The organism is Nocardioides sp. GCM10027114 (assembly GCF_042659625.1).
Lineage (GTDB): Bacteria > Actinomycetota > Actinomycetes > Propionibacteriales > Nocardioidaceae > Nocardioides.
On record NZ_JBHSSS010000023.1, the window covers coordinates 20,887 to 43,006 of the forward strand.

The window sequence follows — 22,120 nt, forward strand, 5'->3', positions numbered from 1 at the left end:
CTTGACTGTTTGTTGATCGGTGCACCACGCTGGCAGGTGTGAGCCAGTCCGGTGCCGCCGCGGCCCGGGTGCCCCAGGAGGAGCGCACCCGCGCGATGCGGGCGCGGCTGCTCGAGGCCACCGTCGAGCTGCTGGTCGAGCGCGGCTTCGCGGGTACGTCGACCACGCTGGTCTCGCAGCGGGCCGGGGTCAGCCGCGGGGCGCAGCTGCACCACTTCCCGACGAAGAACGCCCTCGTCGTCGCCGCCGTCGAGCACCTCACCGAGGTCCGCGGCGCCGAGCTCGCCCGCGCCGCGGCCGCGCTGCCCCCGGGGCCGGGCCGGACCCGCGCAGTGATGCGGATGCTCGGCGACCACTTCACCAGCCCGGTCTTCACCGCGGCGCTCGAGCTGTGGGTGGCCGCCCGCACCGACGAGGCCCTGCTCGCCGCCGTCGCGCCGCTGGAGCAGAAGGTCGGCCGCGAGACCCACCGGCTCACCGTCGAGCTGCTCGGCGCCGACGAGACACGGCCCGGGGTGCGCGAGCTGGTGCAGGCCACCCTCGACCTGGTCCGCGGGCTGGGCCTCGCCGACACCATCTCCGACGACACGCGTCGCCGGGCCCGGATCCTCGACCGCTGGGCCGACACGCTGGATGTCGCGCTGGACGGGCACCGGGTCCCGACGAGCTCACGTTCGACGGGCTCAGCGCAAGCGACCTCCGACTACCCGACCTCGGAAGGGACCTGACTGTGAGCAACAAGCTGCTCGACGACCTGCTCGCCGACCTCAAGGCCGAGGGCGACCGGCTCTGGGCGGTGGTCCAGGGCCTCGACGAGTCGGAGACCGGAGGCTGGCGGACGCCGACCCCCGCCCCCGGGTGGACCGTCGCCACGCAGGTCGCCCACCTCGCCTGGACCGACGAGGTCGCCGTCGTGGCCGCCACCGACAAGGTGGCGTGGGACGAGCTGGTCCTCGCGGCGCTCGGCGACCCCGACGGGTTCGTCGACGCCCAGGCCCACGAGCTCGCCCGGCTCGCGCCGGCGGCGCTGCTCGCCCGGTGGGGCGCGGCGCGGGAAGCGCTCGCGGTGGCGCTGCGGGAGTTCCCCGAGGGGCAGAAGCTGCCGTGGTTCGGGCCGCCGATGTCGCCCGCGTCGATGGCCACCGCCCGGTTCATGGAGACCTGGGCCCACGGCCTCGACGTCCACCAGGCGCTCGGCCTCGACCCCGAGCCGACCGACCGGATCCGCCACGTCGCCCACCTCGGCGTCCGCACCCGCGACTTCGCCTTCGGCGCCCACGACCTGCAGCCGCCGGCCGAGCCGTTCCTCGTCCAGCTCACCGCGCCCTCCGGCGACACGTGGACCTTCGGGCCCGAGGACGCCACGCAGACGGTGACCGGGTCGGCGTACGACTTCTGCCGGCTCGTCACCCAGCGCATCCACCGCGCCGACACCGACCTGGTCGCCACCGGCGCCGACGCCGACCGGTGGCTCGACGTGGCGCAGGCGTTCGCCGGTCCGCCCGGAGGGGGACGGGAGGCCAACGGTGGCTGAGACCCAACAGCCCCTGAGGGTCGCCAACTGCTCCGGCTTCTACGGCGACCGGCTCAGCGCCATGCGCGAGGTCCTCGACGCGGGCCCGGTCGACGTGATCACCGGCGACTACCTCGCCGAGCTGACGATGCTGATCCTGGGCAAGGACACGCTCAAGGACGCCTCGCTCGGCTACGCGCGCACCTTCGTCCGCCAGGTCGAGGACTGCCTCGGCGACACCCTCGAGCGCGGCGTCCGGGTCGTCGCCAACGCCGGCGGCCTCAACCCCGCCGGGCTGGCCGACAAGCTCCGCGAGGTCGCGAAGGGCCTCGGCCTCGACCCGGCTGTCGCCCACGTCGAGGGCGACGACCTGCGCGGCCTCGGCCGGTGGCCGGGGGCGCTGACCGCCAACGCCTACCTCGGCGGCCTCGGCATCGCCGCCGCCCTGCGTGGCGGCGCCGACGTCGTCGTCACCGGCCGGGTCACCGATGCCTCGCTCGTCGTCGGCGCGGGGGCGGCCCACTTCGGCTGGACCCCCGAGTCGTACGACGAGCTGGCCGGCGCCGTCGTCGCCGGCCACGTCCTCGAGTGCGGCACCCAGGCCACGGGCGGGAACTTCTCCGGCTTCCGCGACCTGCCCGATCTCGACCGGCCGCTCGGGTTCCCCGTCGCCGAGCTCGCCGCCGACGGCTCCAGCGTCATCACCAAGCACCCCGGCACCGGCGGCGCGGTCACCGTCGACACCGTCACCGCGCAGCTGGTCTACGAGATCCAGTCGACCCGCTACCTCGGCCCCGACGTCACCGCCCGCCTCGACACGGTCCGGCTCGAGCAGGTCGGCGAGGACCGGGTCGCGGTCACCGGCACGCGCGGCGAGGCGCCGCCCGCGCGGCTCAAGGTCTGCGTCAACGAGCTCGGGGGCTTCCGCAACAGCGTCGAGCTCGTGCTGACCGGCCTCGACCTCGACGCCAAGGCCGCCTGGGTCCAGCGGCAGCTCGGCGCGGCACTGGCCGCGCGCCCGCCGAAGGACGTCGTGTGGACCCGCACCTCGCAGCCGCACCCCGACGCCGACACCGAGGAGGCCGCCTCCTGCCTGCTGCGGTGCACGGTCAGGGATCCCGACGCCGAGGTGGTCGGCAAGCCGTTCACCGCGGCGGCCGTCGAGCTCGCGCTCGCGTCGTACCCCGGCTTCACCCTCACCGCGCCGCCCGCCCCGCCCGCGCCGTACGGCGTCTACCGGCCGGAGTACGTCGACCGCGCCGACGTCGAGCACGTCGTGGTGCACGCCGACGGTCACCGCGACGTGGTCCCCGACCCGACGCGGACCGTGGCCGAGCCGGGGCCCGAGGGGCACCGGCCCTCGCCATTCCCCGCGCCGACCGACGTGGTCACCCGGCAGCTGCCGCTCGGCACCTTCGTCCACGCCCGCTCCGGCGACAAGGGCGGCGACGCCAACCTCGGGCTGTGGGTGGCCCGTGGCGGCTCGGCGGCCGACCCGGAGAAGTACGACGCCCGCGTCACCTGGCTGTCCAAGCTGATCACGCCGCAGCGGATCCGGACGCTGGTGCCGGAGGCCGAGGGACTCGACATCGAGGTCTACCTCCTGCCCAACCTCGGCGCCGTCAACGTGCTGATCCGGGGTCTGCTGGGCGAGGGCGTGGCCGCCTCGACCCGCTTCGACCCGCAGGCCAAGGCCCTCGGCGAGTGGGTGCGCTCGCGGATGGTGGCGATCGAGGAGAGCTTGCTGTGACCGATCACCGGGAAGCCCTGAAGCAGACGGCGCGCGAGTTCGTGCGCCGCGAGGTCGCCCCCCACCTCCAGCAGTGGGAGGACGCCGGCGAGGTTCCGCGGGACCTCCACCGCGCGGCCGCCAAGCGGGGGCTGCTCGGCGTCGGCTTCCCCGAGGCAGTGGGCGGCGAGGGCGGCGACCTGCTCGACTCGGTCGCGATGCAGGAGGGCTGCTTCGAGGCGGGCGCCTCGAGCGGGCTGATGGCCGCGCTCTTCACCAGCGGCATCGCGCTGCCGCACCTCGCTGCGGCGGGCGACCCCGACCAGGTCGACCGGTTCGTGCGGCCGACGCTGGCGGGCGAGAAGGTCGGCTCCCTCGCGATCACCGAGCCCGGCGGCGGCTCCGACGTCGCGGGGATCCGCACCACCGCTGAGCTGATCGACCGGGACGGCGACCCGCACTATCTCGTCAACGGCGCCAAGACCTTCATCACCAGCGGCGTCCGCGCCGACTTCGTGACCACCGCGGTCCGCACGGGCGACTCCGGTCACGCGGGCGTGAGCCTGCTGGTCATCGAGAAGGGGACGCCCGGCTTCACCGTCGACCGGTCGCTGGCCAAGATGGGCTGGCACTGCTCCGACACCGCCGAGCTGTCCTTCGTCGACTGCCGGGTGCCGGTCGCCAACCTGGTCGGCCAGGAGAACACCGGCTTCTACCAGATCGCCGATCAGTTCGTCGTCGAGCGGATCTCCCTTGCCGTACACGGCTACGGCATCGCCGCCCGCGCGCTGGAGCTGACCGCGGCCTACTGCCGCGACCGGGAGACCTTCGGCAAGCCGCTGCTCGCCAACCAGGTGGTGCGCCACCGGCTCGTCGAGATGCGGCGACAGGTCGAGGTCGCCCGCAGCTACACCCACCACGTCGCCGCGCGGCACGTTGCCCATCAGCGGGGGGCGGGCGAGGACGTCGTCGCCGAGGCCTGCCTGGCCAAGCAGACGGCGGTCGACTGCGCGACGTACGTCTGCGACCAGGCGGTGCAGCTGCACGGCGGCACCGGATACATGCACGGGACCGAGGTGGAGCGGCACTACCGCGACGCCCGGATCCTGCCCATCGGAGGAGGAGCGAACGAGGTGCTGGCAGATCTTGCGGCGAAGCTGCTGGGGTACGCGCCATGATCGGGGGCCTGGTGCAGGGTACGGTCGGGCGGCTCTTCCCGCCGCCGACGGGCGAGGTCTCGGTCTGGATGGACGCCCCGCCGGAGCGGGTCTGGGACCTGGTCAGCGACGTGACCCGGATCGGGGAGTTCTCCCCGGAGACGTTCGAGGCGCGCTGGCGGCGAGGGTACGACGGCCCCGAGGTCGGCGCGAAGTTCAAGGGCCACGTGCGCCGCAACGGCGTCGGCCCGACGTACTGGAGCCCGTGCACGGTCACCGTGTGCGAGCCGCTGAAGGCGTTCGAGTTCTCCGTCGGCACCGAGGACGTCCCGGTCAACAACTGGGGCTACCGGATGCAGCCGCAGAACGGCGGCACCCTCGTCACGGAGTACTTCCGGCTCGAGACGAGCCTGCCGCTGCGGGCCTACTGGACGCTGCTCGGCGCGCTCCGGCGCCGCACCAACGAGAAGGGCATGCGCACCACGCTGGAACGGATGAAGGCGGTCGTGGAGGCGGAGTCGTGACCACCGCGGATCTCGACGAGCTCGATCGGCAGGAGGCCGGCTCCGAGCGGAGGTCGGCGATGCTCGAGAAGCTCGCCGCGCTCGAGGCCGAGCACGCGAAGGCGGTCGCCGGCGGCGGCGAGAAGTACGTCGCCCGTCACCACGCCCGCGGCAAGCTGCTGCCGCGCGAGCGGATCGAGCTGCTCGTCGACGAGGGGTCGGCGTTCCTCGAGCTGTCCCCCCTGGCCGGGTGGGGGTCCGACTTCACGGTCGGAGCCTCGGTGGTGACTGGCATCGGCGTCATCGAGGGCGTCGAGTGCATGATCACCGCCAACGACCCCACGGTGAAGGGCGGCGCCTCCAACCCGTGGACGGTGAAGAAGATCTTCCGGGCCTCCCAGATCGCCGAGGAGAACGGCCTGCCGACGGTCTCCCTCGTCGAGTCCGGCGGCGCCGACCTGCCGACGCAGAAGGAGATCTTCATCCCCGGCGGCAAGCTGTTCCGCGACCTCACCCGGTCCTCGGCCGCGAAGCAGCCCACGATCGCGCTGGTCTTCGGCAACTCCACCGCCGGCGGCGCCTACGTGCCCGGCATGAGCGACTACACGGTCATGGTCAGGGAGCAGGCCAAGGTGTTCCTCGGCGGGCCGCCGCTCGTGAAGATGGCCACCGGCGAGGAGTCCGACGACGAGTCGCTGGGCGGCGCCGAGATGCACGCCCGGGTCTCCGGCCTGGCCGACTACCTCGCTGAGGACGAGCGCGACGCGATCCGGATCGGGCGGCGGATCGTGGCGCGCCTGAACTGGCGCAAGGCCGGCGGTGACGCCGCTGGATCTCGACGAGCTCGATCCACGTCGGTCGCTTGTACTGAGCTCGTCGAACGTGAGCTCGTCGAGACCCCTCACGGCGGCGGCGCGACCTACACCGAGCCGGACGAGGACCCCGACGGCCTGCTCGACCTGATCCCCACCGACCTGAGGGAGCCGTTCGACCCGCGCCAGGTGATCGTGCGGATCGTCGACGGCACCGGCCCGGGCAACGCACGGCCGTTCGACGAGTTCAAGCCGCTCTACGGCTCCTCGCTGGTCACCGGCTGGGCGCGGATCCACGGCCGGCCGGTCGGCATCCTCGCGAACGCGCAGGGCGTGCTGTTCTCCGAGGAGGCGCAGAAGGCGACCCAGTTCATCCAGCTCGCCAACCAGGTCGACACCCCGCTGCTGTTCCTGCACAACACGACCGGCTACATGGTCGGCAAGGAGTACGAGCAGGGCGGGATCATCAAGCACGGCGCGATGATGATCAACGCGGTCTCCAACTCCACGGTGCCGCACATCAGCGTGATCATGGGCGCGTCGTACGGCGCCGGGAACTACGGCATGAACGGCCGCGCCTACGACCCGCGCTTCCTCTTCACCTGGCCGAGCGCGAAGTCCGCGGTGATGGGGCCGCAGCAGCTCGCCGGCGTGCTGTCGCTGGTGGCGCGCGCCGCCGCCGAGGCGAAGGGGCAGCCGTACGACGAGGAGGCCGACGCCGGCATGCGCGCCTTCGTCGAGCAGTCGGTGGAGGAGCAGAGCCTGCCGTTCTTCCTCTCCGGGATGCTCTACGACGACGGGGTCATCGACCCCCGCGACACCCGGACCGTCCTCGGCATCTGCCTGTCCGTGATCGAGAACAAGGCCTTCGCCGGCACCGACACATTCGGGGTGTTCCGACCGTGACCCAGTCGATGATCGGCAGACTCCTCGTCGCCAACCGGGCCGAGATTGCCAGCCGGGTCTTCCGCACCTGCCGGCGGCTCGGCATCGAGACCGTCGCCGTCCACTCCGACGCCGACGCCGGACTGCCGTACGTCGCCGAGGCGGACCGCGCCGTCCGGCTCCCCGGCAACGCGCCGGGCGAGACCTACCTGCGGGCCGACCTGCTGGTCGAGGCCGCCCGGCGGGCCGGCGCCGACGCGGTCCACCCCGGCTACGGCTTCCTGTCGGAGAACGCCGGCTTCGCACGCGCCGTCCTCGGGGCCGGGCTCACGTGGGTCGGTCCGACCCCAGAGTCCATCGAGCAGATGGGCTCGAAGGTCGAGGCCAAGAAGCTGATGGAGGCCGCCGGGGTCCCGGTGCTCGGGAACCTCACCGCCGACACCGTCACGGAGGCGGACCTCCCGCTGCTGGTGAAGGCCTCGGCGGGCGGTGGCGGTCGCGGGATGCGGATCGTCCGGTCGCTGGCCGACCTCCCCGGCGAGGTCGAGCGGGCCGCGGCGGAGGCGGAGTCGGCGTTCGGCGACGGGACCGTGTTCGTCGAGCCGTACGTCGAGCACGGCCGCCACGTCGAGGTGCAGGTCGTCGGCCACCGCGACGGCGTGCTGGTGCTGGGCGAGCGCGACTGCTCCATCCAGCGACGGCACCAGAAGGTGGTCGAGGAGGCGCCCGCGCCCGGGCTCACCGACGAGGTGCGCGCGGCGCTGCACGAGGCGGCCCGGGCCGCGGCCGCCGCGATCGCCTACATAGGCGCCGGGACCGTGGAGTTCCTCGTCGACGCCCGGGACCCGAGCCGCTTCTGGTTCCTGGAGATGAACACCCGGCTCCAGGTCGAGCACCCGGTCACCGAGTGCGTCTTCGGGGTCGACCTGGTCGAGCTGCAGCTCGCCGTCGCCGAGGGGCGGTCCGCGGAGGTGGAGCTCGCCGAGACCCGGGTGCCGGAGCCGATTGGGCACGCGATCGAGGTCCGGCTCTACGCCGAGGACCCGGCCGCCGACTACCAGCCCCAGTCCGGGCGTCTCACGGCGTTCGCGATCCCGGCCGAGGACGGCATCCGCGTCGACGCCGGTTTCGCGACCGGCACCACCGTCTCGACCCACTACGACGCGATGCTCGCCAAGGTGATCGCCCACGCCCCCACCCGGGAGCAGGCGGCCCGGCGGCTCGCCGGGGTGCTGTCCCGGGCGCGGCTGCACGGCCTGATCACCAACCGGGACCTGCTGGTCCGGATCCTGCGCAGCCCGGAGTTCCTCGCGGGCGACGTGGACACGCACTTCCTGGACCGGACCGGCGTCCTGACGAGCGAGGTCTCGACGAGCTCACGTTCGACGGGCTCAGTACAAGCGACCTCCGTGAGTGCGCGTGGCGCCCACGTTGCGGCGGCGCTGGCGCTCGCCGAGCGGGCGGGCGCGGCGCGCACCGTGCAGCGCGGCATCCCCGTCGGCTGGCGCAACGTCGTCTCGCAGCCACACACGACCCGGTTCGCCGTCGGCGACGACGAGGTCGAGGTGGCCTGGTTCGGAGGCCGCGACGGCTACACCGTCGACGGCTGCGAGGTCGTGGGCGTGGTCTCGACGAGCTCGACCTCCGATTGGGCTGTGACGCTGGAGGCCGGCGGCGTGAGGACGACGTACGAGGTGGCCCTGGCGCAGGACCGGGTCGATGTCGACTCGGCGCAGGGGCACGTGTCGTTGAGGCTGCTGCCCCGGTTCACCGACCCCGCCGACGCGGTGGCCAGCGGCAGCCTGCTCGCCCCGATGCCCGGCACGGTGGTGAGCGTGGCCGTCGCGGCGGGTGACGAGGTCGCCGCCGGCCAGCAGGTGCTGGTGCTCGAGGCGATGAAGATGCAGCACACCGTGAGCGCGCCGCACGCCGGCGTGGTCGCGCAGATCGACGTGGAGCCCGGTCGGCAGGTCGCCGCCGGGGAGGTCCTGGCAGTCGTGGAGGAGAGCTGATGACCGAGCTGATCACCAACGCGTTCACCGAGAGCGACGAGCGCCAGGCGCTGCGGCGCGAGGTGGCGAGGCTGGCGGGCCGGTACGGCCGCGAGTGGTTCACCGAGAAGGCCCGCGCCGGTGAGAAGACCACCGAGCTGTGGCTCGAGATCGGCAAGAACGGCTACCTCGGCATCAACATCCCGGAGGAGTACGGCGGCGGGGGTGGCGGCATCGGCGACATCGCCGCCGTCTGCGAGGAGCTCGCGGCGCAGGGCTGCCCGCTGCTGCTCATGGTCGTGAGCCCGGCGATCTGCGGCACGATCATCAGCCGCTACGGCACCGAGGAGCAGAAGCAGCGCTGGTTGCCGGGGATCTGCGACGGCACCGGCACCATGGCGTTCGCGATCACCGAGCCCGACGCCGGCACCAACTCCCACAACATCACCACCACGGCCCGCCGCGACGGCGACGGGTGGGTCCTCAACGGCCGCAAGATCTACATCTCCGGGGTCGACGAGGCGAACGACGTGCTGGTCGTGGCGCGCACCGAGGACGCGCGGACCGGCAAGCTCAAGCCCTGCCTGTTCGTGGTACCGACCGACGCCGAGGGCTTCGAGGCGCGGCCGATCCCGATGGAGATCGTGAGCCCAGAGCTGCAGTTCCAGGTCTTCATCGACGACGTCCGACTGCCGGGCGACGCACTCGTCGGCGACGAGGACGCGGGGCTCGTGCAGCTGTTCGCCGGGCTCAACCCGGAGCGGATCATGGCGGCGTCGTTCGCCACCGGGCTGGCGCGGTACGCGCTGTCGCACGCCGCGTCGTACGCCAAGGAGCGGACGGTCTTCCAGGCGCCGATCGGCGCGCACCAGGCGGTCGCCCACCCGCTGGCCCAGTCGCACATCGAGACCGAGCTGGCGCGGCTGATGACGCAGAAGGCGGCCGCGCTCTACGACGCCGGCGACGACATGGCGGCGGGCGAGGCGGCGAACATGGCCAAGTACGCCGCCGCCGAGGCCGCCTGCGACGCCGTCGACCGGGCCGTGCAGACCCACGGCGGCAACGGGATCACGCAGGAGTACGGCATGGCCGGGCTCCTCGTCGCCGCCCGCGCCAGCCGCATCGCCCCTGTCTCCCGCGAGATGATCCTGAACTTCGTGGCGATGCACTCGCTGGGGCTGCCCAAGTCCTACTGACCTGCGGGACCGTGCGCCGCGACGGGGTGGCAGGCTCGGCGCGTGGCGAAGACCGAGCGACCCCTCGTCCCCGAGACGTGGCTGCAGCGCCTCGGGACGGTGCTCCGCGGGTTCCCGCAGGTGGTCGAGGAGTCCGCCTGGGTCGGCACGCGCTGGCGGGTCGGGCAGGCGACTATCGCCCACGTGTTCGGCGGTGAGGACCAGCTGTTCCGGATCACCTTCCGGGCCGAGCTGGACGAGGTGATGGCCTTCGAGCACCTCGGCCCGCCGTACTTCCGGGCGAGCTGGGGCAGCAACGTCGTCGGCCTGCTGCTCGACGACGACACCGACTGGGAGGAGCTGGGCGAGCTGCTCACCGACTCCTACTGCCTGCAGGCGCCGGAGCACCTCGCCGCCCAGGTGGACCGGCCGCCCGGCTGACCGGCCGGCCGCCTCAGTCGACGATCTCGATGGGGTAGCTCTCCCCGCCGTCGGCCTCCGCGGTGAAGCCCCAGTGGGGCGGCAGTGCGAGGTAGGGCCAAGCGCCCGGGCAGCGACGGTGTGCCTCCTGGACGGTCACCATGCGGAACCCCGCAGCCTCCCGCGCCGCCGCCATGTCGTCGTGGCGCGCCCAGACGACCCAGCCGACGTCGCCGCGCTCGGGGTCGGGGTCGAAGCGGCCCCCGAAGAGCGGGAAGTCCTCCGGCCCGACGTCCTCGGCGAGGAGCAGCGCCCCGAAGAACGACGGCGGGTGTGGCCGGACGCCGGCCTCCGCACAGACCCGCTGCTGGTCCGGGTGGACCCGGGGCAGGGCGGTCGGGTCGACCGGGTCGTGGGCGCGGGCGGCCGCCTCGCCGAACTCCTCGGCGAGAGTCAGGAGGTAGCCGGTGAGATTCTGCTCCGTGCCGGTGGACACGGTGATGACGTGGCTCCGTGGGATCTCCAGCCCGGTCCCCGGCACCAGGGCGCAGTGGGTGGAGAACGGCTGGTTGTCGAGGACGCATCCGAGGACCTCGTCGCCCGGGTCGACGACGAGGGCCCACATCCGCTCGACGAAGTTGACGAGCTGCGGCCGGCCCGCGGCGTCGTACGGCGCGAGCCCGTTGCGCGACTCGTCGGCGATGGTCACGCAACGGAACATCGCCTGCACGATGGAGCCGGGCTGCAGCCCGTCGAGGTCCTCGTCGGAGGGCATCTCGAAGGTGTCGGGGTGGGCGAGCGCCGTCGGCCGGGGGTCGACCAGCGCCCAGCCGCCGTGGGTCAGCAGCGTCGCGACGTCGGTCGTGTCCTCCATTCCCCGAGGCTAGGCGGGTCCGCCGACCCTCGCGGCCGAACAGGCACAGTCAGCGCAGCGGCACGAACCGGTAGAGCCCGTGCTCGGAGATGTCGAGGTCGTCCTCGTCGGTGCCCGGTCCGGGACGGACGACGAGCAGCATCCGGCCACGGACGGGGATGACGAGCCGGCCGCCGACCGTGAGCTGGGTGACGAGCGTGTGGGGGAGGGTGCGGGGCTCCGCCGAGACCAGGATCCGGGCGTACGGCGCCTCCTCGGGCCAGCCGAGCACCCCCGGCTTCGCCTCGCGGATCTCCGCCCAGGGCTGGTCGGTGGCGAGCAGGTTGGCGGCGCCGAAGTCGACGAGGGCCGGCTCGAGCTCCACCCCGAGCACGTGCCCGGTCGGTCCGGTCAGGTGCGCGAGCAGCGCGGTCGTCCACCCCGACCCGGAGCCGACGTCGAGGACCCGGTCGCCCGGACGCACGTCGAGCAGCCGGAGCATCGCCTCGACTGTGCGCGGCTGGGAGTTGGTCTGGCCGTGCCCGATCTGCAGCGGCCCGTCGAACCCGGCCAGCGGCCGCTGGCCGGGCCGCAGGAAGCCGGTCCGGGCGACGGCCGAGAAGGCGGCGTCCACCGCATCCATGCCTCCGAGTCAACCACGCCCCGCACGGGCGTGGGGATCTCGCGACTCGACGCTCACAACCCCGGACTCGACCGTCGGAAGTTCCGACTCGGCGGTTGGAACTCCCGACTCAACGTTTCGGGGGGAGGGGGACGAACATCGACGTTCGCTCGGCGTACTCCGGGTAGCCGTCGCGCTTCATCATCTCCTGCTCCAGCAGCCGGGCGCCCGTGGCGAAGGCGAGGAAGTAGGTCATGGTGACGGGGGCAGGGAGGGTGAGCAGCCCGGGGAGCCAGCCGGTCGAGAGGGCGCCGGCGAGCCAGATGCCCCACCAGACGCAGGAGTCGCCGAAGTAGTTCGGGTGGCGGGTGTAGCGCCACAGGCCCTGGTCCATGACAGGCGGGCGCTGGTCCCTCGGCTGCTCCTTGTAGGCCTTGAGCTGGGCGTCACCGACGGACTCGAAGACGAAGCCGAGCAGCCAGACCGCGACGCCGACCCAGACCAGCCAGGTCCACCGTGGCTCACCCAGCGCGGCCGCCTGGAGCGGCAGCGAGACGAACCAGATCGCGGCGCCCTGGACCAGGAAGACCTTGCGGATGCCGGCCCGGAACCACTCGCGCTTGCCGTCCTCGGGGGCGGCGCCGAGCATCTTCGCGTAGCGCGGGTCCTCGCCGTGCCCCTGGGCCCGGGTGAAGATGTGGCGCGAGAGCCGGCCGCCCCACACCAGCACCATCGCGGCGAGCAGCCACGGCAGCCAGCCGGCGTCGGTGACGGTCGAGCCGAGCACGGCGCACAGCACCGCGACGCCGGTGAGGCCGAGCCCCCAGGTCACGTCGACGACGGCCACGCGCTCCAGCCGCCAGGCGACCACCGCGGTGACCGTCATCGCCCCCGCCGCGAGCAGGAACGACAGGCCGGTCACCAGCATGAGCTCACCCATGTCCTCAGGCTCTCACCAGGAGCGGACCGGCGGCAGCGAGTGCGGCGAACCCGGCCGCACGCACAGCATCTGGTCGACGCCCATCCGGCCGTCGCGGAAGGTGAGCATCCCGCCGACGAGGTAGAGCCGCCACACGCGCACGACCTCCTCGCCGACGAGCCCGGTGAGCTGCAGGAGGTTCTCCTCGAACCGCTCGAGCCACGCGCCGATCGTGCGGACGTAGTGCTCGCGCATCCCGTGCACGTCACGGACCTCCAGGCCACCGGTCTCGAGGAACGCCACGGTCTCGCCGACGGGCCGCATGTGCATGTCGGGGGCGATGAACGACTCGATGAACGGCCCGCCGCCGGGGTGGCGGCCGCCGCCCTTCCCGGGCCGCGACATCTGCTGCACCAGCACCCGGCCGCCGGGCTTCACCGACCGCCGCAGCACCTCGACGTACGTCGGGTAGTTGGCCTCACCGACGTGCTCGCCCATCTCGATCGACGACACCGCGTCGTGGGTGCCGACGGCGTCGCGGTAGTCCTGCAGCCGGATCTCCACCCGGTCGCCGAGGCCGCGCTCGCGGATCCGGGCGTCGATGAAGGCCTTCTGCTCGGCGGCGATCGTGAGGCCGGTGACCTTGGCGCCGAAGTGCTCGGCGGCGTGCAGCGACAGCGAGCCCCAGCCGCAGCCCACGTCGAGCAGCGTCATCCCGGGCTCCAGGCCGAGCTTGCGGCAGACCAGGTCGAGCTTGTCCCTCTGGGCGTCGGCCAGCCCGTACGACGGGTCGTCGGAGGTCCAGTAGCCCGAGGAGTAGGCCATCGCCGGGTCGAGCAGCAGGGAGTAGAACTCGTTGGAGAGGTCGTAGTGGTGGCTGATCGCGCGGCGGTCGCGCAGCTGGCTGTGAAGCCTGCCGCGGATCCGGGCCTGCGACGCGGGTGGCTGCGGCGGTCGGCCGAGCACGCCGAGCCCGGCAGCGACCTTGACTGCCTCGAGCACCGACGCGGGCGAGATCCGGGCGCCGGTCAGCCCACGCTCGCGGGCGACGTCGAACGCGTGGGTGAGCGCCTCGCCGAGGTCGCCGTGGACCTCGAGCTCGCCGGTGACGTAGGCCTGGGCGGCGCCGAGCTCGCCCGGGTGCCACAGCATCCGGCGCACGGCGTCGGGTGCGCGGAGCTCGACGAGCGGCGCGTCGGCCGGGCCGGCCTCGGAGCCGTCCCAGGCTCGCAGCCGCACCGGCAGGTCGCCGGCGAGGAACGGCCGGACCGCGGCAGCGAGCCGCCCGGCGACCCCACCCTCTCCGGTGGGGCCGGTCGGGCGCTGCGTCACCTCGGTCGAGGTCACGCGACCCCCTCCCCGGTCTCGTCACGGGTGAGCACGAGCTGCTGCACGTCGAGGTAGCCCGACGCGAAGCCGGCCCGTGAGTACTCGAGGTAGAAGTGCCACATCCGCTCGAAGGTCTCGTCGAAGCCGAGCGCCCGCACCTGCGGCGACGCCGCGCGGAACCGCTCGTCCCAGATCCGCAGCGTCTCGGCGTAGTGCAGTCCGAAGGAGGTGCGGCCGGTGAGCCGCAGGGTGGTGTCCTCGCGGGTCACCTGGTCGATCGCCTCGACGGAGGGGAGCATCCCGCCGGGGAAGATGTACTTGGTGATCCAGGTGTGCGTGCCCTGCGTGGCGACCATCCGGTCGTGGGGCATCAGGATCGCCTGGATGGCGACCTTCCCGCCCGGCGCGAGCACCCGGTCGATGGTGGCGAAGTACGTCGACCAGTACTCCGCGCCGACCGCCTCGATCATCTCGACAGAGACGACGGCGTCGTACTCGCCCTGCACTGCCCGGTAGTCGCAGAGCTCGACCTCGACCCGGTCGGCGAACCCGGCCTCGGCGATGCGCCGGCGGGCCAGCGCCTGCTGCTCGGTGGACAGCGTGATCGAGTGGACGGTGGCGCCGCGACGGGCGGCGCGGATCGCGAGCTCGCCCCAGCCGGTGCCGATCTCGAGCACCCGCGAGCCCTCGCCGACGCCGGCGTCGTCGAGGAGCCGCTCGATCTTGCGGCCCTGTGCGGCGGCGAGGTCGTCGGTGTCCTCGGGCGGCAGCACGGCGAGGTGGTCGTCGCGGTCGATGACCGAGGCCGGGAACAGGGCCGAGGAGTAGCTGAGCGTCTCGTCCAGGAACAGCCGGAACAGGTCGTTCGACAGGTCGTAGTGGTGGGCGATGTTGCTGCGGGTGTTGTCCTCGGTGTTGCGGTGCAGGTGCGGGCGCTTCGCGACGTAGAACGCGCGGAGCCGTTGCAGGCGGCGCGGCACGAGATCGGCGATGTCCGAGGCCAGCACGGTCAGGAAGGCCGCGAGGTCGTCGGCCTCCCAGGCGCCGGTCATGTAGCCCTCGCCGAAGCCGATCAGGCCGTCGCGGCCGATCCGGCCGAAGAACTCCTCCGGGTCGCGCACGGTCATCGCCGGCCCGCCCATGCCGAGCGTCTCGCCCTCGAGGTGGACGGTCACGTGGAGCCGGCCGACCGCGGCGAGGAACAGGCGTCGGGCGATCCGGGAGGCGACGGCCGCGCGGGGGCCACGGGGCGGGGCGACGAGGTCGGGCCAGCGCTCGACCGCGGGGGCGCGACGGGTGCCGACGGACTGCTCGGGCTCGAGGCGGGGCATCAGACGCCTTCCTGGTGGTGGGTGGGTCGGGGACGTACAGGCAACCGCCGCAGCCACAGCCAGATTCCGTGCATCCGGATCAGGGCCGCCCCACGGAGTGCGGCGGGTGCCGCGCGGACGGCCGACGCGTCGCCGCGGCAGCCGTCCATGGAGGCCGAGAAGACCTCGCCGTCGTCGGTCCGCAGCGTCACTGCGACCCGCAGTCGGTCGTCGGGGACCGGCACGGCGAGGTCGTAGGTGCCGTCGGTGCCGTGGAACGGCGAGACGTACATCTGCTTGTCGGTGCGGGCCCGGCCCTGCTCGTCGGGGTGGACGAGGTAGGCGTGCCGGTCGCCGTAGGTGTTGTGGACCTCGACGACGGTGGCGGCGAGCCGGCCGGAGTCGTCGAAGCACCAGAACACGCTGATCGGGTTGAAGCAGTAGCCGAGCGCCCGCGGGTGGGCGGCCATCAGGATCCGGCCGGCGCCGGCGCCGGCGCCGTCGCCGAGCGCGACGTCGTGGCGGGCGAGGAACGACTCGACGTTGTGCCGGATCGTGCGGTCCGCGTCGCCGAGGTGGTCGCGCGCCTCGAAGCTCCCCCTGAGCCACGCGGCCCGGCCGTGGTCCGGCAGCTCGTCGAGGTCGACCAGCCAGGTGTGGGAGCGGTGGACGAAGGTCCGCCGGAACGGCGAGCGGCGGGTGTGGCGGATGGTGGTGTCGTAGACGCCGGTGCGGACGCTGTGGATGGCGCCCTGCGTCGGTGTGAGGGGTTTCGAGGCTCGCTCCGCTCGCACCTCAACCACCGAGCCGGCTCGCTCCGCTCGCACCTCGACCACCGAGCCGGCTCGCTCCGCTCGCACCTCGACCACCGGCTCGTCCCACTCGAAGCCGAGCCGCTCGATGGCGGCCAGCCCCGACCGCGCGCCGTCCTCGTGGAAGCCCCAGCCGTGGTAGGCGCCGGCGAACGTGATCCGCCGGGTGTCGATCTCCGGGAGCCGCCGCTGGGCGGCGACGGACTCGGGGGTGTAGAGCGGGTGCTCGTACTCGCGGCGGGCGATGACCGACTCCGGGTCGACGAGGTGCTCGCCGCCGAGGGTGACGAGGTAGTGCGTCGGCGTGGGCAGCCGCTGCAGCCGGGTCAGGTCGTAGGTGACGGTGACCTGGCCCAGCGCCACCGCCGGCCGCAGGAAGTTCCACGACGCGCGGGCGCCCTCCGCCTCCGGGAGCAGCGAGGTGTCGGTGTGCAGCAGCGCGACGTTGCGGGAGTAGGGGATGGCGGCGAGGACCTCGCGCTGCGCGGCGGTCGGCTCGGCGAGCATCGCCAGCGCCTGCGCGGGGTGGGTGGCGACGACGACGGCGTCGTACGTCGCGACCTCGCCGTTGCCGTCGGTGACCTCGACACCGCGGTCGGTCTCGAGCACCGAGGTCACCTTGGTGTCGAGCCGGACCTGCTGCAGCCCGGCCGCCACCCGATCGACGTACTCGTGGGAGCCGCCGGTGACGGTGCGCCAGGTCGGCGAGCCGAAGACGCTGAGCATGCCGTGGTGGCGCAGGAAGGAGAAGAGGTAGCGCGCGGGGTAGTCGAGCGAGGTTTCCGGGTCGCACGACCACACCGCCGCGACGAGCGGCTCCATGAAGTGCGTCAGGAAGTACGGCGTGAAGCCGCCCTCGCGCAGGAAGTCGCGGAGCGTCTGGTCGGAGGTGTCCCCACTGTCCGCCTGGTCGAGCAGGCGGCCGGCGCGGCGGTGGAAGCGGGGGATCTCGGTGAGCATCCGCAGGTACGCCGGCCGGGCGAGGTTGCGGGGCGTCGGGAACAGTCCGCGCGGGCCGAGCGCGCCGGCCCACTCGAGCCCGGTGGCGTCGTCGCGCACCGACAGCGACATCTCGGAGTCCTGGGTGGCGATGCCGAGCTCGGCGAAGAGCCGCAGCAGCACCGGGTAGGTGCGCTCGTTGTGGACGATGAAGCCGGTGTCGATGCGCAACGGACCGCCCGGCGCCTCGACCGTGTGGGTGTCGGCGTGGCCGCCCAGGCGGTCGTCGGCCTCGTAGAGCGTCACGTCGGCGGACTTCGCCGCCACGTGCGCAGCCACGAGGCCGGAGACGCCGGACCCGATGACGGCGACCCTGCGACGCTGTCCCATCACGCGTTCTCGAACGGAATGAGGGCGACGGTGTCGCCGGTGGGCTCCTCGGAGCCGCCGGCCGGCTCGACGGTGATGCCGGCGCCGACGGCGGTCGCCGGGTCGCCCTCGAGGAGCACGACCGCGTCGGCCTTCACCGGCATCAGGCCGGCCGGCACCATGCCGATGCCCTCGTGGTCGAGCCACAGCTCGTAGACCTTGCCCTCGGGCGGCGGCGCCATGTCGTTGGTGACGATGACCGCCTTGTTGAGCGACTTCGACCGGGTGAGCACGGCGCTCGAGCCGTCGGGAAACTCCTGGACGTACTGCTCGGCGTCGTCGGCCTCGAGCACCTGGTCGACGGCGCTGAGCGTCGGCGACTGGCTGGTGGTGGGGTCGTTCCACGGCTGCCACACGACGCCGCCGGCGCCGAGGGCGATCACCGCCGCCGCGGCCGCAGCCAGCGTGAGAGGGCGAAACCGCCGCCCCCGCGAGCCGTGCGCCGGCTCGTCGACGGGCTCGTGGATCGGCGAGGGGACCACCGGCGGGAGCGGCCGCACGGTCGCGATGCCGGAGAGCACCTTCTCACGCAGCGCCGCGGGCGCCGCCGTCGCGGAGGCCTCGGCGAGCACCGCGGAGGCCTCGCGCAGCGAGGCGACCTCGGCCTGGCACTCCGGGCACTGGGCGAGGTGTCGCTCGAACTGGGCACGCTCGATGTCGTCGAGCGCGTCGATGGCGTAGGCGCCGGAGAGGGCATGCACGTCGTTCATCACGCACCCACTCCCATCGCGTCTCGCAGTCTGATCAAACCGTCCCGGATACGGGTCTTGGCGGTGCCGACCGGCAGGTCCAGCATGCTCGCCACCTCCGTGTGTGTGTATCCACCGAAGTACGCCAGCTCCAGTGCCTGGCGCTGCACCTCGGTCAGCTCGCCCATCGCGCTGCGGACCCGGCGGGCCTCCAGCGAGGCCTGGGCGGCCTCCGCGGTCGCGTCGTGGGCGACCGGTTGGTTCTGATGGTGGTAGTTCTCGTCCCGCCGTGTGGCCGCTTCGGCCGAACGGACCCGGTCCACGGCCTTGCGGTGCACGATCGTGAGCAGCCACGAGATGGCGCTGCCCCTGTCCGGGTCGAAGCGGGCGGCCGTCCGCCAGATCTCGAGGAAGGCCTCCTGGGCGACCTCCTCGGCCTGGGCCGGGTCCCGGACCACCCGCACCGCGAGTCCGTAGACCCGCGCCGAGGTGGCGTCGTACAGCCGGGAGAAGGCGAGCTCGTCGCCGCGCCCGGAGCGCTTCAGCAGCTCTCCGAGGTCGGCCGGGGCCGGCGCCCCCTCCGAGGAGGGGGCACCGGTCGGAACGGGCCGGATTGGGTCCACGTCTGTGATCCTTCCGCCTTCAACCAAATTCCCGAAACCCTCAGGTCAGGGAATCAGCACCGTGTCGATCACGTAGACCGTCGCATTGGCGGTCGGGATGTTGCCGCAGAGGACCGCAGCGTTCTCGTCGCCGATGGTCGCCTCCTCGCCCTCGCCGTTGATGACGACGGTGTCGCCGGCCAGGGTCTCGAACTCGCCGGACAGGTCCTCGGGGGCGATCTGCTCGGCCACGACGTGGTGGGTCAGGACGCCGGTGAGGGCCTCCTTGTCCTTCAGCAGCGCGTTGAGGTCCTTCTTCGGGATCGCCTCGAACGCCGGGTTCGCCGGCGCGAAGACGGTCAGCGCCTCGGCGGAGTTGAGCGGCTCGACCAGCTCGGCCTCGGACACCGCGGTGACCAGCGTGGTCAGCAGCGGGTTGGCCGAGGCGGCGGAGGCCACGGGGGCGGTCGCCATGCCGTCGAAGGAGCCGTCACCGGTGTCGGGCACCGAGCTGCAGCCGGGACCGTAGGTCTGCGCCTCGGCACCCATCTCCTCGCTCGACTCCTCGGCGGGGGCCTCGCTGGTGGTGGTGGTGTCGGAGGCGGTGGTCTCCGGCTCCTCCTCGCTGCACGCAGCAAGGCCGAGCGAGAGGGTCAGCGCGACAGCGGCGATGCCGCCGGTCCGGCGCAGGTGGGTGAGCTTCATGGTGTCCCTTCCGTCTGTGACTTACAGACGGTGTTCGGAGCGGGACCTCGGCCGGATTGCCCGTGGGGCAAGGGATTCCGTGACGGGTGGGGTGGCTGCGGTCACACCCGCGTCAGGGTCACACCCGGGTGGCGGCGACCGGCGCCGGGCGCCGCAGCAGCAGGACGCCGGTGAGCACCAGCGCGACCGCCGCCGCGTCCAGCCACGCGAGCGCCTCGTCGGCCACCAGCCAGCCCAGCAGCAGCGCAATGACCGGCGGGATGTACGTCGACCCGGCCGCGGTCACCGCCCCGAGTCGGTCGACCACGAAGTAGTAGAGGATGAACGCGACCCCGGTCCCCATCAGGCCGAGCCCCAGGACCATGCCCCACAGTGCCCGGGGCTCGTCGGTGATCGCGGTGATGCCGTCGAGGTCGGTGACCAGCAGCAGGCCGAGCAGCGCGAGCGCCATCTGGTACGTCGTCAGGGCGGCCGGCGCGATCCGCAGGTCGCTGACGAACTTGCGGGCGTAGACGAACGACAGCCCGACGCTGGCCGAACCGACGAGCATCCAGCCGACCCCGGCCGGGTCGACCCCCTGGGGACCGGTGCTCTCCCACGGGCGCGCGATCGCCAGCATGCCCGCGAAGCCGAGCGCCACCCCCAGCACCCTGAGCCCCGTGATCGGCTCGGTGCGCAGGAAGACCGCTGCCCCGAGGAACGCGAAGAGCGGGATCGCGCCGCTCAGCGCCCCCGCGATCCCGGACGGCAGCCGGTCGGTGCCGGCGGCGAACGCGAAGTAGTAGACGCTCGTCGCCAGCAGGGACATCGCGACGAAGTGGTGCACGTGGCGCAGGTGGGCGCGGCGGAACGCGCCTCGCGCCACGGCGTACAACGTCACGGGCAGCAGCCCGAAGAGCACCCGCAGCAGCGTGATCTGGCCCGGGCTGATGAGCTCGGCCGCCCACTTCATGAAGAGGAAGTTGCTGCCCCAGACCGTGCCGAGGACGACGAAGGCCACGGCGGCAGGACTACGCACCGCCGCAGTCTGTCAGCGGCGCGGGACGCCGACGGGCCGACGTCCGTCAGGCAACCCGCACGATGATCCGCTGCAGCCCGCTCGCCCCGTCGGGGAACGGCATCGCCTTCACCGGCGGCTGCACCTCGCCGTCGCGGGTGACCGCCCGGACGGTGATGCCGTGCTCGCCGGGCTCGGCGCGCCACGGGAGGTACCACTGCCGCCAGTAGTCCTCGCCGGCCGAGGGGCCGAGCGTCGCCCGCTGCCACGGTCCGCCGTCCACCTGGACCTCCACCCGGTCGATGCCGCGGGTCTGCGCCCAGGCCACGCCGCCGATGAAGGTGTCCCCTGCGTCGATCTCCGAGAACGACTTGGGCGTGTCGATCCGGCTGGCGATCTTGATCGGGGCGTCGGTCGCCCAGCCGCGCTCGGTCCAGTACGCCTCCTTCTCGGCGTATGTCGTCAGCGTCAGCCGGGTCACCCACTTGGTGGCACTGATGAAGCCGTAGAGCCCGGGGATCACCAGCCGTGCCGGGAAGCCGTGCTCGAGCGGGAGCGCCGCGCCGTTCATGCCGATCGCGACCATGGCATCGCGGCCGTCGGTGGCGAGGTCGAGCGGGGTGCTGATGGTCATGCCGTCGACGTCGGTGCTGAGGATCTGGTCGGCCCGGCGGCCGACGCCGGCCTCGTCCAGCAGGTCGGTGAGCCGGACCCCGAGCCAGCGGGCGCCGCCGACGTAGGGGCCGCCGACGTCGTTGGAGACGCAGGTGAGGGTGATGTCCCGCTCGATCAGCGGCATCGCGGCGAGGTCGTCGAAGGTGAACGTCAGCTCCCGCTCCACGTCGCCGTCGATGGTCAGGGACCAGCCGTCGAGGTCGATCACGGGCAGGCTGAGCCGGGTGTCGATCCGGTAGAACTCGCCCGTCGGGGTCCGGAACGGGCTGATGCCCGGCACCCGGTCGCCGACCCCGGACGGGAACGGCGGGGCCGGGTCGACCGGGGCCGGCAGCGCCACGTCGGCGGGGGACGTGCGGCGCCCCGCGATCCAGCGGCCCGCGGACCCCATGACCGCGGCCGCGGCCGCCAGCACGCCGGCGGCCACCAGCACCCCGCGTCGGCTCGGCTGATCCGGTGATCGGGGTGCGAGGCCGTCCGCGGCCGAGCCTCGAGATCCCCGTAGGACGGGCAGGGCCTCGTCCTCACGCCGGTCGGGCCCGTCGAGACCCCCCAACCCCCGCGCCAGCCACCACAGTGCCCCCAGCCCCACGGCAGCGGTCACCAGCGCCGGCACCACGTCGAGTGGCCCGGCGGTCGGCCGGAGGACCGCGGCGAGCGCGGCGACCGCGACCAGCGCGACCAGAAGCCCGGCCCCGAGGCCGAAGCGGCGGCGGGCGAGGACGCCGGCCAGCCCGGCGAGCAGCAGCGCCCCGACCATCACGGAGCCGACCAGGATCGGCTTGTCGGCAGTCCCGAACTGCGCGACCGCCCACTCCTTCACCGGGGTGGGGGTCAGGTCGATCACCGTCGAGCCGATCGCGAGGACGGGCGAGGCGGCCGGCACGGTCAGCGAGGCGGCCAGGTGGCCGGCGGCGATCCCGACGAGCGAGGCCAGCACGCCGGCCCCCGCCCACGGGAGCCGGCTGCGGACACGGGTGGCGAGGGAGGCAGGCACGTGGGTTGTTCGGTGCCGAGCCCGCCCCGGATCGTTTCCGCCCCGGTGCGGCAGGAT

The 22,120-nt window shown here is 73.1% G+C and carries 20 protein-coding genes; 9 read left to right on the forward strand and 11 right to left on the reverse strand.

Annotated elements, in window-relative coordinates:
• Positions 1 to 38: 38 nt before the first annotated feature.
• Genes ACFP2E_RS11375 through ACFP2E_RS11415 form a run of 9 tightly spaced genes read left to right on the forward strand, consistent with a single transcriptional unit; the run spans position 39 to position 10,206 of the window.
• The gene (locus ACFP2E_RS11375) at positions 39 to 728 is read left to right on the forward strand and encodes a TetR/AcrR family transcriptional regulator (protein ID WP_378522907.1); all 690 of its coding nucleotides are present in this window, start codon (positions 39 to 41) and stop codon (positions 726 to 728) included.
• 2 nt (positions 729 to 730) lie between these two features.
• Complete coding sequence (locus tag ACFP2E_RS11380) at positions 731 to 1,534, forward strand: TIGR03084 family metal-binding protein (RefSeq protein WP_378522906.1); 804 nt, start codon at positions 731 to 733, stop codon at positions 1,532 to 1,534.
• Entirely contained in the window at positions 1,527 to 3,263 is a 1,737-nt protein-coding gene (locus ACFP2E_RS11385; RefSeq protein WP_378522905.1) for an acyclic terpene utilization AtuA family protein, read from the forward strand. Before ACFP2E_RS11380 ends, ACFP2E_RS11385 begins: the two co-directional genes overlap by 8 nt.
• A complete protein-coding gene (locus ACFP2E_RS11390; protein WP_378522904.1) occupies positions 3,260 to 4,420 on the forward strand; it encodes an acyl-CoA dehydrogenase family protein in 1,161 nt (386 codons plus the stop codon). The genes ACFP2E_RS11385 and ACFP2E_RS11390 overlap by 4 nt, the downstream gene beginning before the upstream one ends.
• Positions 4,417 to 4,923: an SRPBCC family protein gene (locus ACFP2E_RS11395; RefSeq protein ID WP_378522903.1), complete on the forward strand. Its 507-nt coding sequence runs from the start codon at positions 4,417 to 4,419 to the stop codon at positions 4,921 to 4,923. The genes ACFP2E_RS11390 and ACFP2E_RS11395 overlap by 4 nt, the downstream gene beginning before the upstream one ends.
• A 59-nt stretch (positions 4,924 to 4,982) precedes the next feature.
• Positions 4,983 to 6,620, forward strand: a complete 1,638-nt coding sequence (locus ACFP2E_RS11400) for an acyl-CoA carboxylase subunit beta (protein WP_378522936.1) — start codon at positions 4,983 to 4,985, stop codon at positions 6,618 to 6,620.
• A gap of 8 nt (positions 6,621 to 6,628) precedes the next feature.
• Positions 6,629 to 8,611: an acetyl/propionyl/methylcrotonyl-CoA carboxylase subunit alpha gene (locus tag ACFP2E_RS11405; protein WP_378522935.1), complete on the forward strand. Its 1,983-nt coding sequence runs from the start codon at positions 6,629 to 6,631 to the stop codon at positions 8,609 to 8,611.
• A complete protein-coding gene (locus ACFP2E_RS11410; RefSeq protein WP_378522902.1) occupies positions 8,611 to 9,786 on the forward strand; it encodes an acyl-CoA dehydrogenase family protein in 1,176 nt (391 codons plus the stop codon). Before ACFP2E_RS11405 ends, ACFP2E_RS11410 begins: the two co-directional genes overlap by 1 nt.
• 42 nt (positions 9,787 to 9,828) lie before the next feature.
• On the forward strand, positions 9,829 to 10,206 hold the full coding sequence (locus ACFP2E_RS11415; RefSeq protein WP_378522901.1) for an MmcQ/YjbR family DNA-binding protein: 378 nt from the start codon (positions 9,829 to 9,831) through the stop codon (positions 10,204 to 10,206).
• Between the two features lie 13 nt (positions 10,207 to 10,219).
• Here the strand turns inward: ACFP2E_RS11415 and ACFP2E_RS11420 are convergent, their stop codons facing one another.
• The 11 genes from ACFP2E_RS11420 to ACFP2E_RS11470 form a co-directional block, all read right to left on the reverse strand.
• Positions 10,220 to 11,059, reverse strand: coding sequence for a hypothetical protein (locus ACFP2E_RS11420; RefSeq protein ID WP_378522900.1), 840 nt, complete (start codon positions 11,057 to 11,059; stop codon positions 10,220 to 10,222).
• 49 nt (positions 11,060 to 11,108) lie between these two features.
• On the reverse strand, positions 11,109 to 11,681 hold the full coding sequence (locus ACFP2E_RS11425; protein WP_378522899.1) for a protein-L-isoaspartate O-methyltransferase: 573 nt from the start codon (positions 11,679 to 11,681) through the stop codon (positions 11,109 to 11,111).
• Between the two features lie 109 nt (positions 11,682 to 11,790).
• Positions 11,791 to 12,600, reverse strand: coding sequence for a DUF1295 domain-containing protein (locus ACFP2E_RS11430; RefSeq protein ID WP_378522898.1), 810 nt, complete (start codon positions 12,598 to 12,600; stop codon positions 11,791 to 11,793).
• Between the two features lie 12 nt (positions 12,601 to 12,612).
• Positions 12,613 to 13,926, reverse strand: a complete 1,314-nt coding sequence (locus ACFP2E_RS11435; RefSeq protein WP_378522897.1) for a class I SAM-dependent methyltransferase — start codon at positions 13,924 to 13,926, stop codon at positions 12,613 to 12,615.
• Complete coding sequence (locus tag ACFP2E_RS11440; RefSeq protein ID WP_378522896.1) at positions 13,923 to 15,239, reverse strand: class I SAM-dependent methyltransferase; 1,317 nt, start codon at positions 15,237 to 15,239, stop codon at positions 13,923 to 13,925. Before ACFP2E_RS11440 ends, ACFP2E_RS11435 begins: the two co-directional genes overlap by 4 nt.
• Positions 15,239 to 17,359 carry an FAD-dependent oxidoreductase gene (locus tag ACFP2E_RS11445; RefSeq protein ID WP_378522895.1) on the reverse strand — a complete coding sequence of 707 codons (2,121 nt, stop codon included), beginning with the start codon at positions 17,357 to 17,359 and terminating at the stop codon, positions 15,239 to 15,241. Before ACFP2E_RS11445 ends, ACFP2E_RS11440 begins: the two co-directional genes overlap by 1 nt.
• Entirely contained in the window at positions 17,359 to 18,108 is a 750-nt protein-coding gene (locus ACFP2E_RS11450) for an anti-sigma factor domain-containing protein (RefSeq protein ID WP_378522894.1), read from the reverse strand. Before ACFP2E_RS11450 ends, ACFP2E_RS11445 begins: the two co-directional genes overlap by 1 nt.
• Positions 18,108 to 18,710 (reverse strand): ECF RNA polymerase sigma factor SigK, encoded by a 603-nt coding sequence (sigK, locus tag ACFP2E_RS11455; RefSeq protein ID WP_378522893.1) that lies wholly within the window; start codon positions 18,708 to 18,710, stop codon positions 18,108 to 18,110. The genes ACFP2E_RS11450 and sigK overlap by 1 nt, the downstream gene beginning before the upstream one ends.
• 45 nt (positions 18,711 to 18,755) lie before the next feature.
• On the reverse strand, positions 18,756 to 19,394 hold the full coding sequence (locus ACFP2E_RS11460) for a fasciclin domain-containing protein (RefSeq protein WP_378522892.1): 639 nt from the start codon (positions 19,392 to 19,394) through the stop codon (positions 18,756 to 18,758).
• A 118-nt stretch (positions 19,395 to 19,512) separates the two neighbouring features.
• Positions 19,513 to 20,412, reverse strand: a complete 900-nt coding sequence (locus ACFP2E_RS11465; RefSeq protein ID WP_378522891.1) for a DMT family transporter — start codon at positions 20,410 to 20,412, stop codon at positions 19,513 to 19,515.
• Positions 20,413 to 20,458: 46 nt separating this feature from the next.
• Positions 20,459 to 22,063: a molybdopterin-dependent oxidoreductase gene (locus ACFP2E_RS11470; protein WP_378522890.1), complete on the reverse strand. Its 1,605-nt coding sequence runs from the start codon at positions 22,061 to 22,063 to the stop codon at positions 20,459 to 20,461.
• Between the last annotated feature and the right edge of the window lie 57 nt (positions 22,064 to 22,120).

Bases quoted from the DNA above. Each gene is read 5' to 3' on its own strand.
- ACFP2E_RS11395 (WP_378522903.1), top strand. From the start codon at position 4,417: ATGATCGGGGGCCTGGTGCAGGGTACGGTCGGGCGGCTCTTCCCGCCG.
- ACFP2E_RS11400 (WP_378522936.1), top strand. From the start codon at position 4,983: ATGCTCGAGAAGCTCGCCGCGCTCGAGGCCGAGCACGCGAAGGCGGTC.
- ACFP2E_RS11460 (WP_378522892.1), bottom strand. From the start codon at position 19,394: ATGAAGCTCACCCACCTGCGCCGGACCGGCGGCATCGCCGCTGTCGCG.
- ACFP2E_RS11440 (WP_378522896.1), bottom strand. From the start codon at position 15,239: ATGCCCCGCCTCGAGCCCGAGCAGTCCGTCGGCACCCGTCGCGCCCCC.
- ACFP2E_RS11450 (WP_378522894.1), bottom strand. From the start codon at position 18,108: ATGAACGACGTGCATGCCCTCTCCGGCGCCTACGCCATCGACGCGCTC.
- ACFP2E_RS11445 (WP_378522895.1), bottom strand. From the start codon at position 17,359: ATGGGACAGCGTCGCAGGGTCGCCGTCATCGGGTCCGGCGTCTCCGGC.
- ACFP2E_RS11420 (WP_378522900.1), bottom strand. From the start codon at position 11,059: ATGGAGGACACGACCGACGTCGCGACGCTGCTGACCCACGGCGGCTGG.
- ACFP2E_RS11425 (WP_378522899.1), bottom strand. From the start codon at position 11,681: ATGGATGCGGTGGACGCCGCCTTCTCGGCCGTCGCCCGGACCGGCTTC.
- ACFP2E_RS11405 (WP_378522935.1), top strand. From the start codon at position 6,629: ATGATCGGCAGACTCCTCGTCGCCAACCGGGCCGAGATTGCCAGCCGG.
- ACFP2E_RS11410 (WP_378522902.1), top strand. From the start codon at position 8,611: ATGACCGAGCTGATCACCAACGCGTTCACCGAGAGCGACGAGCGCCAG.
- ACFP2E_RS11430 (WP_378522898.1), bottom strand. From the start codon at position 12,600: ATGGGTGAGCTCATGCTGGTGACCGGCCTGTCGTTCCTGCTCGCGGCG.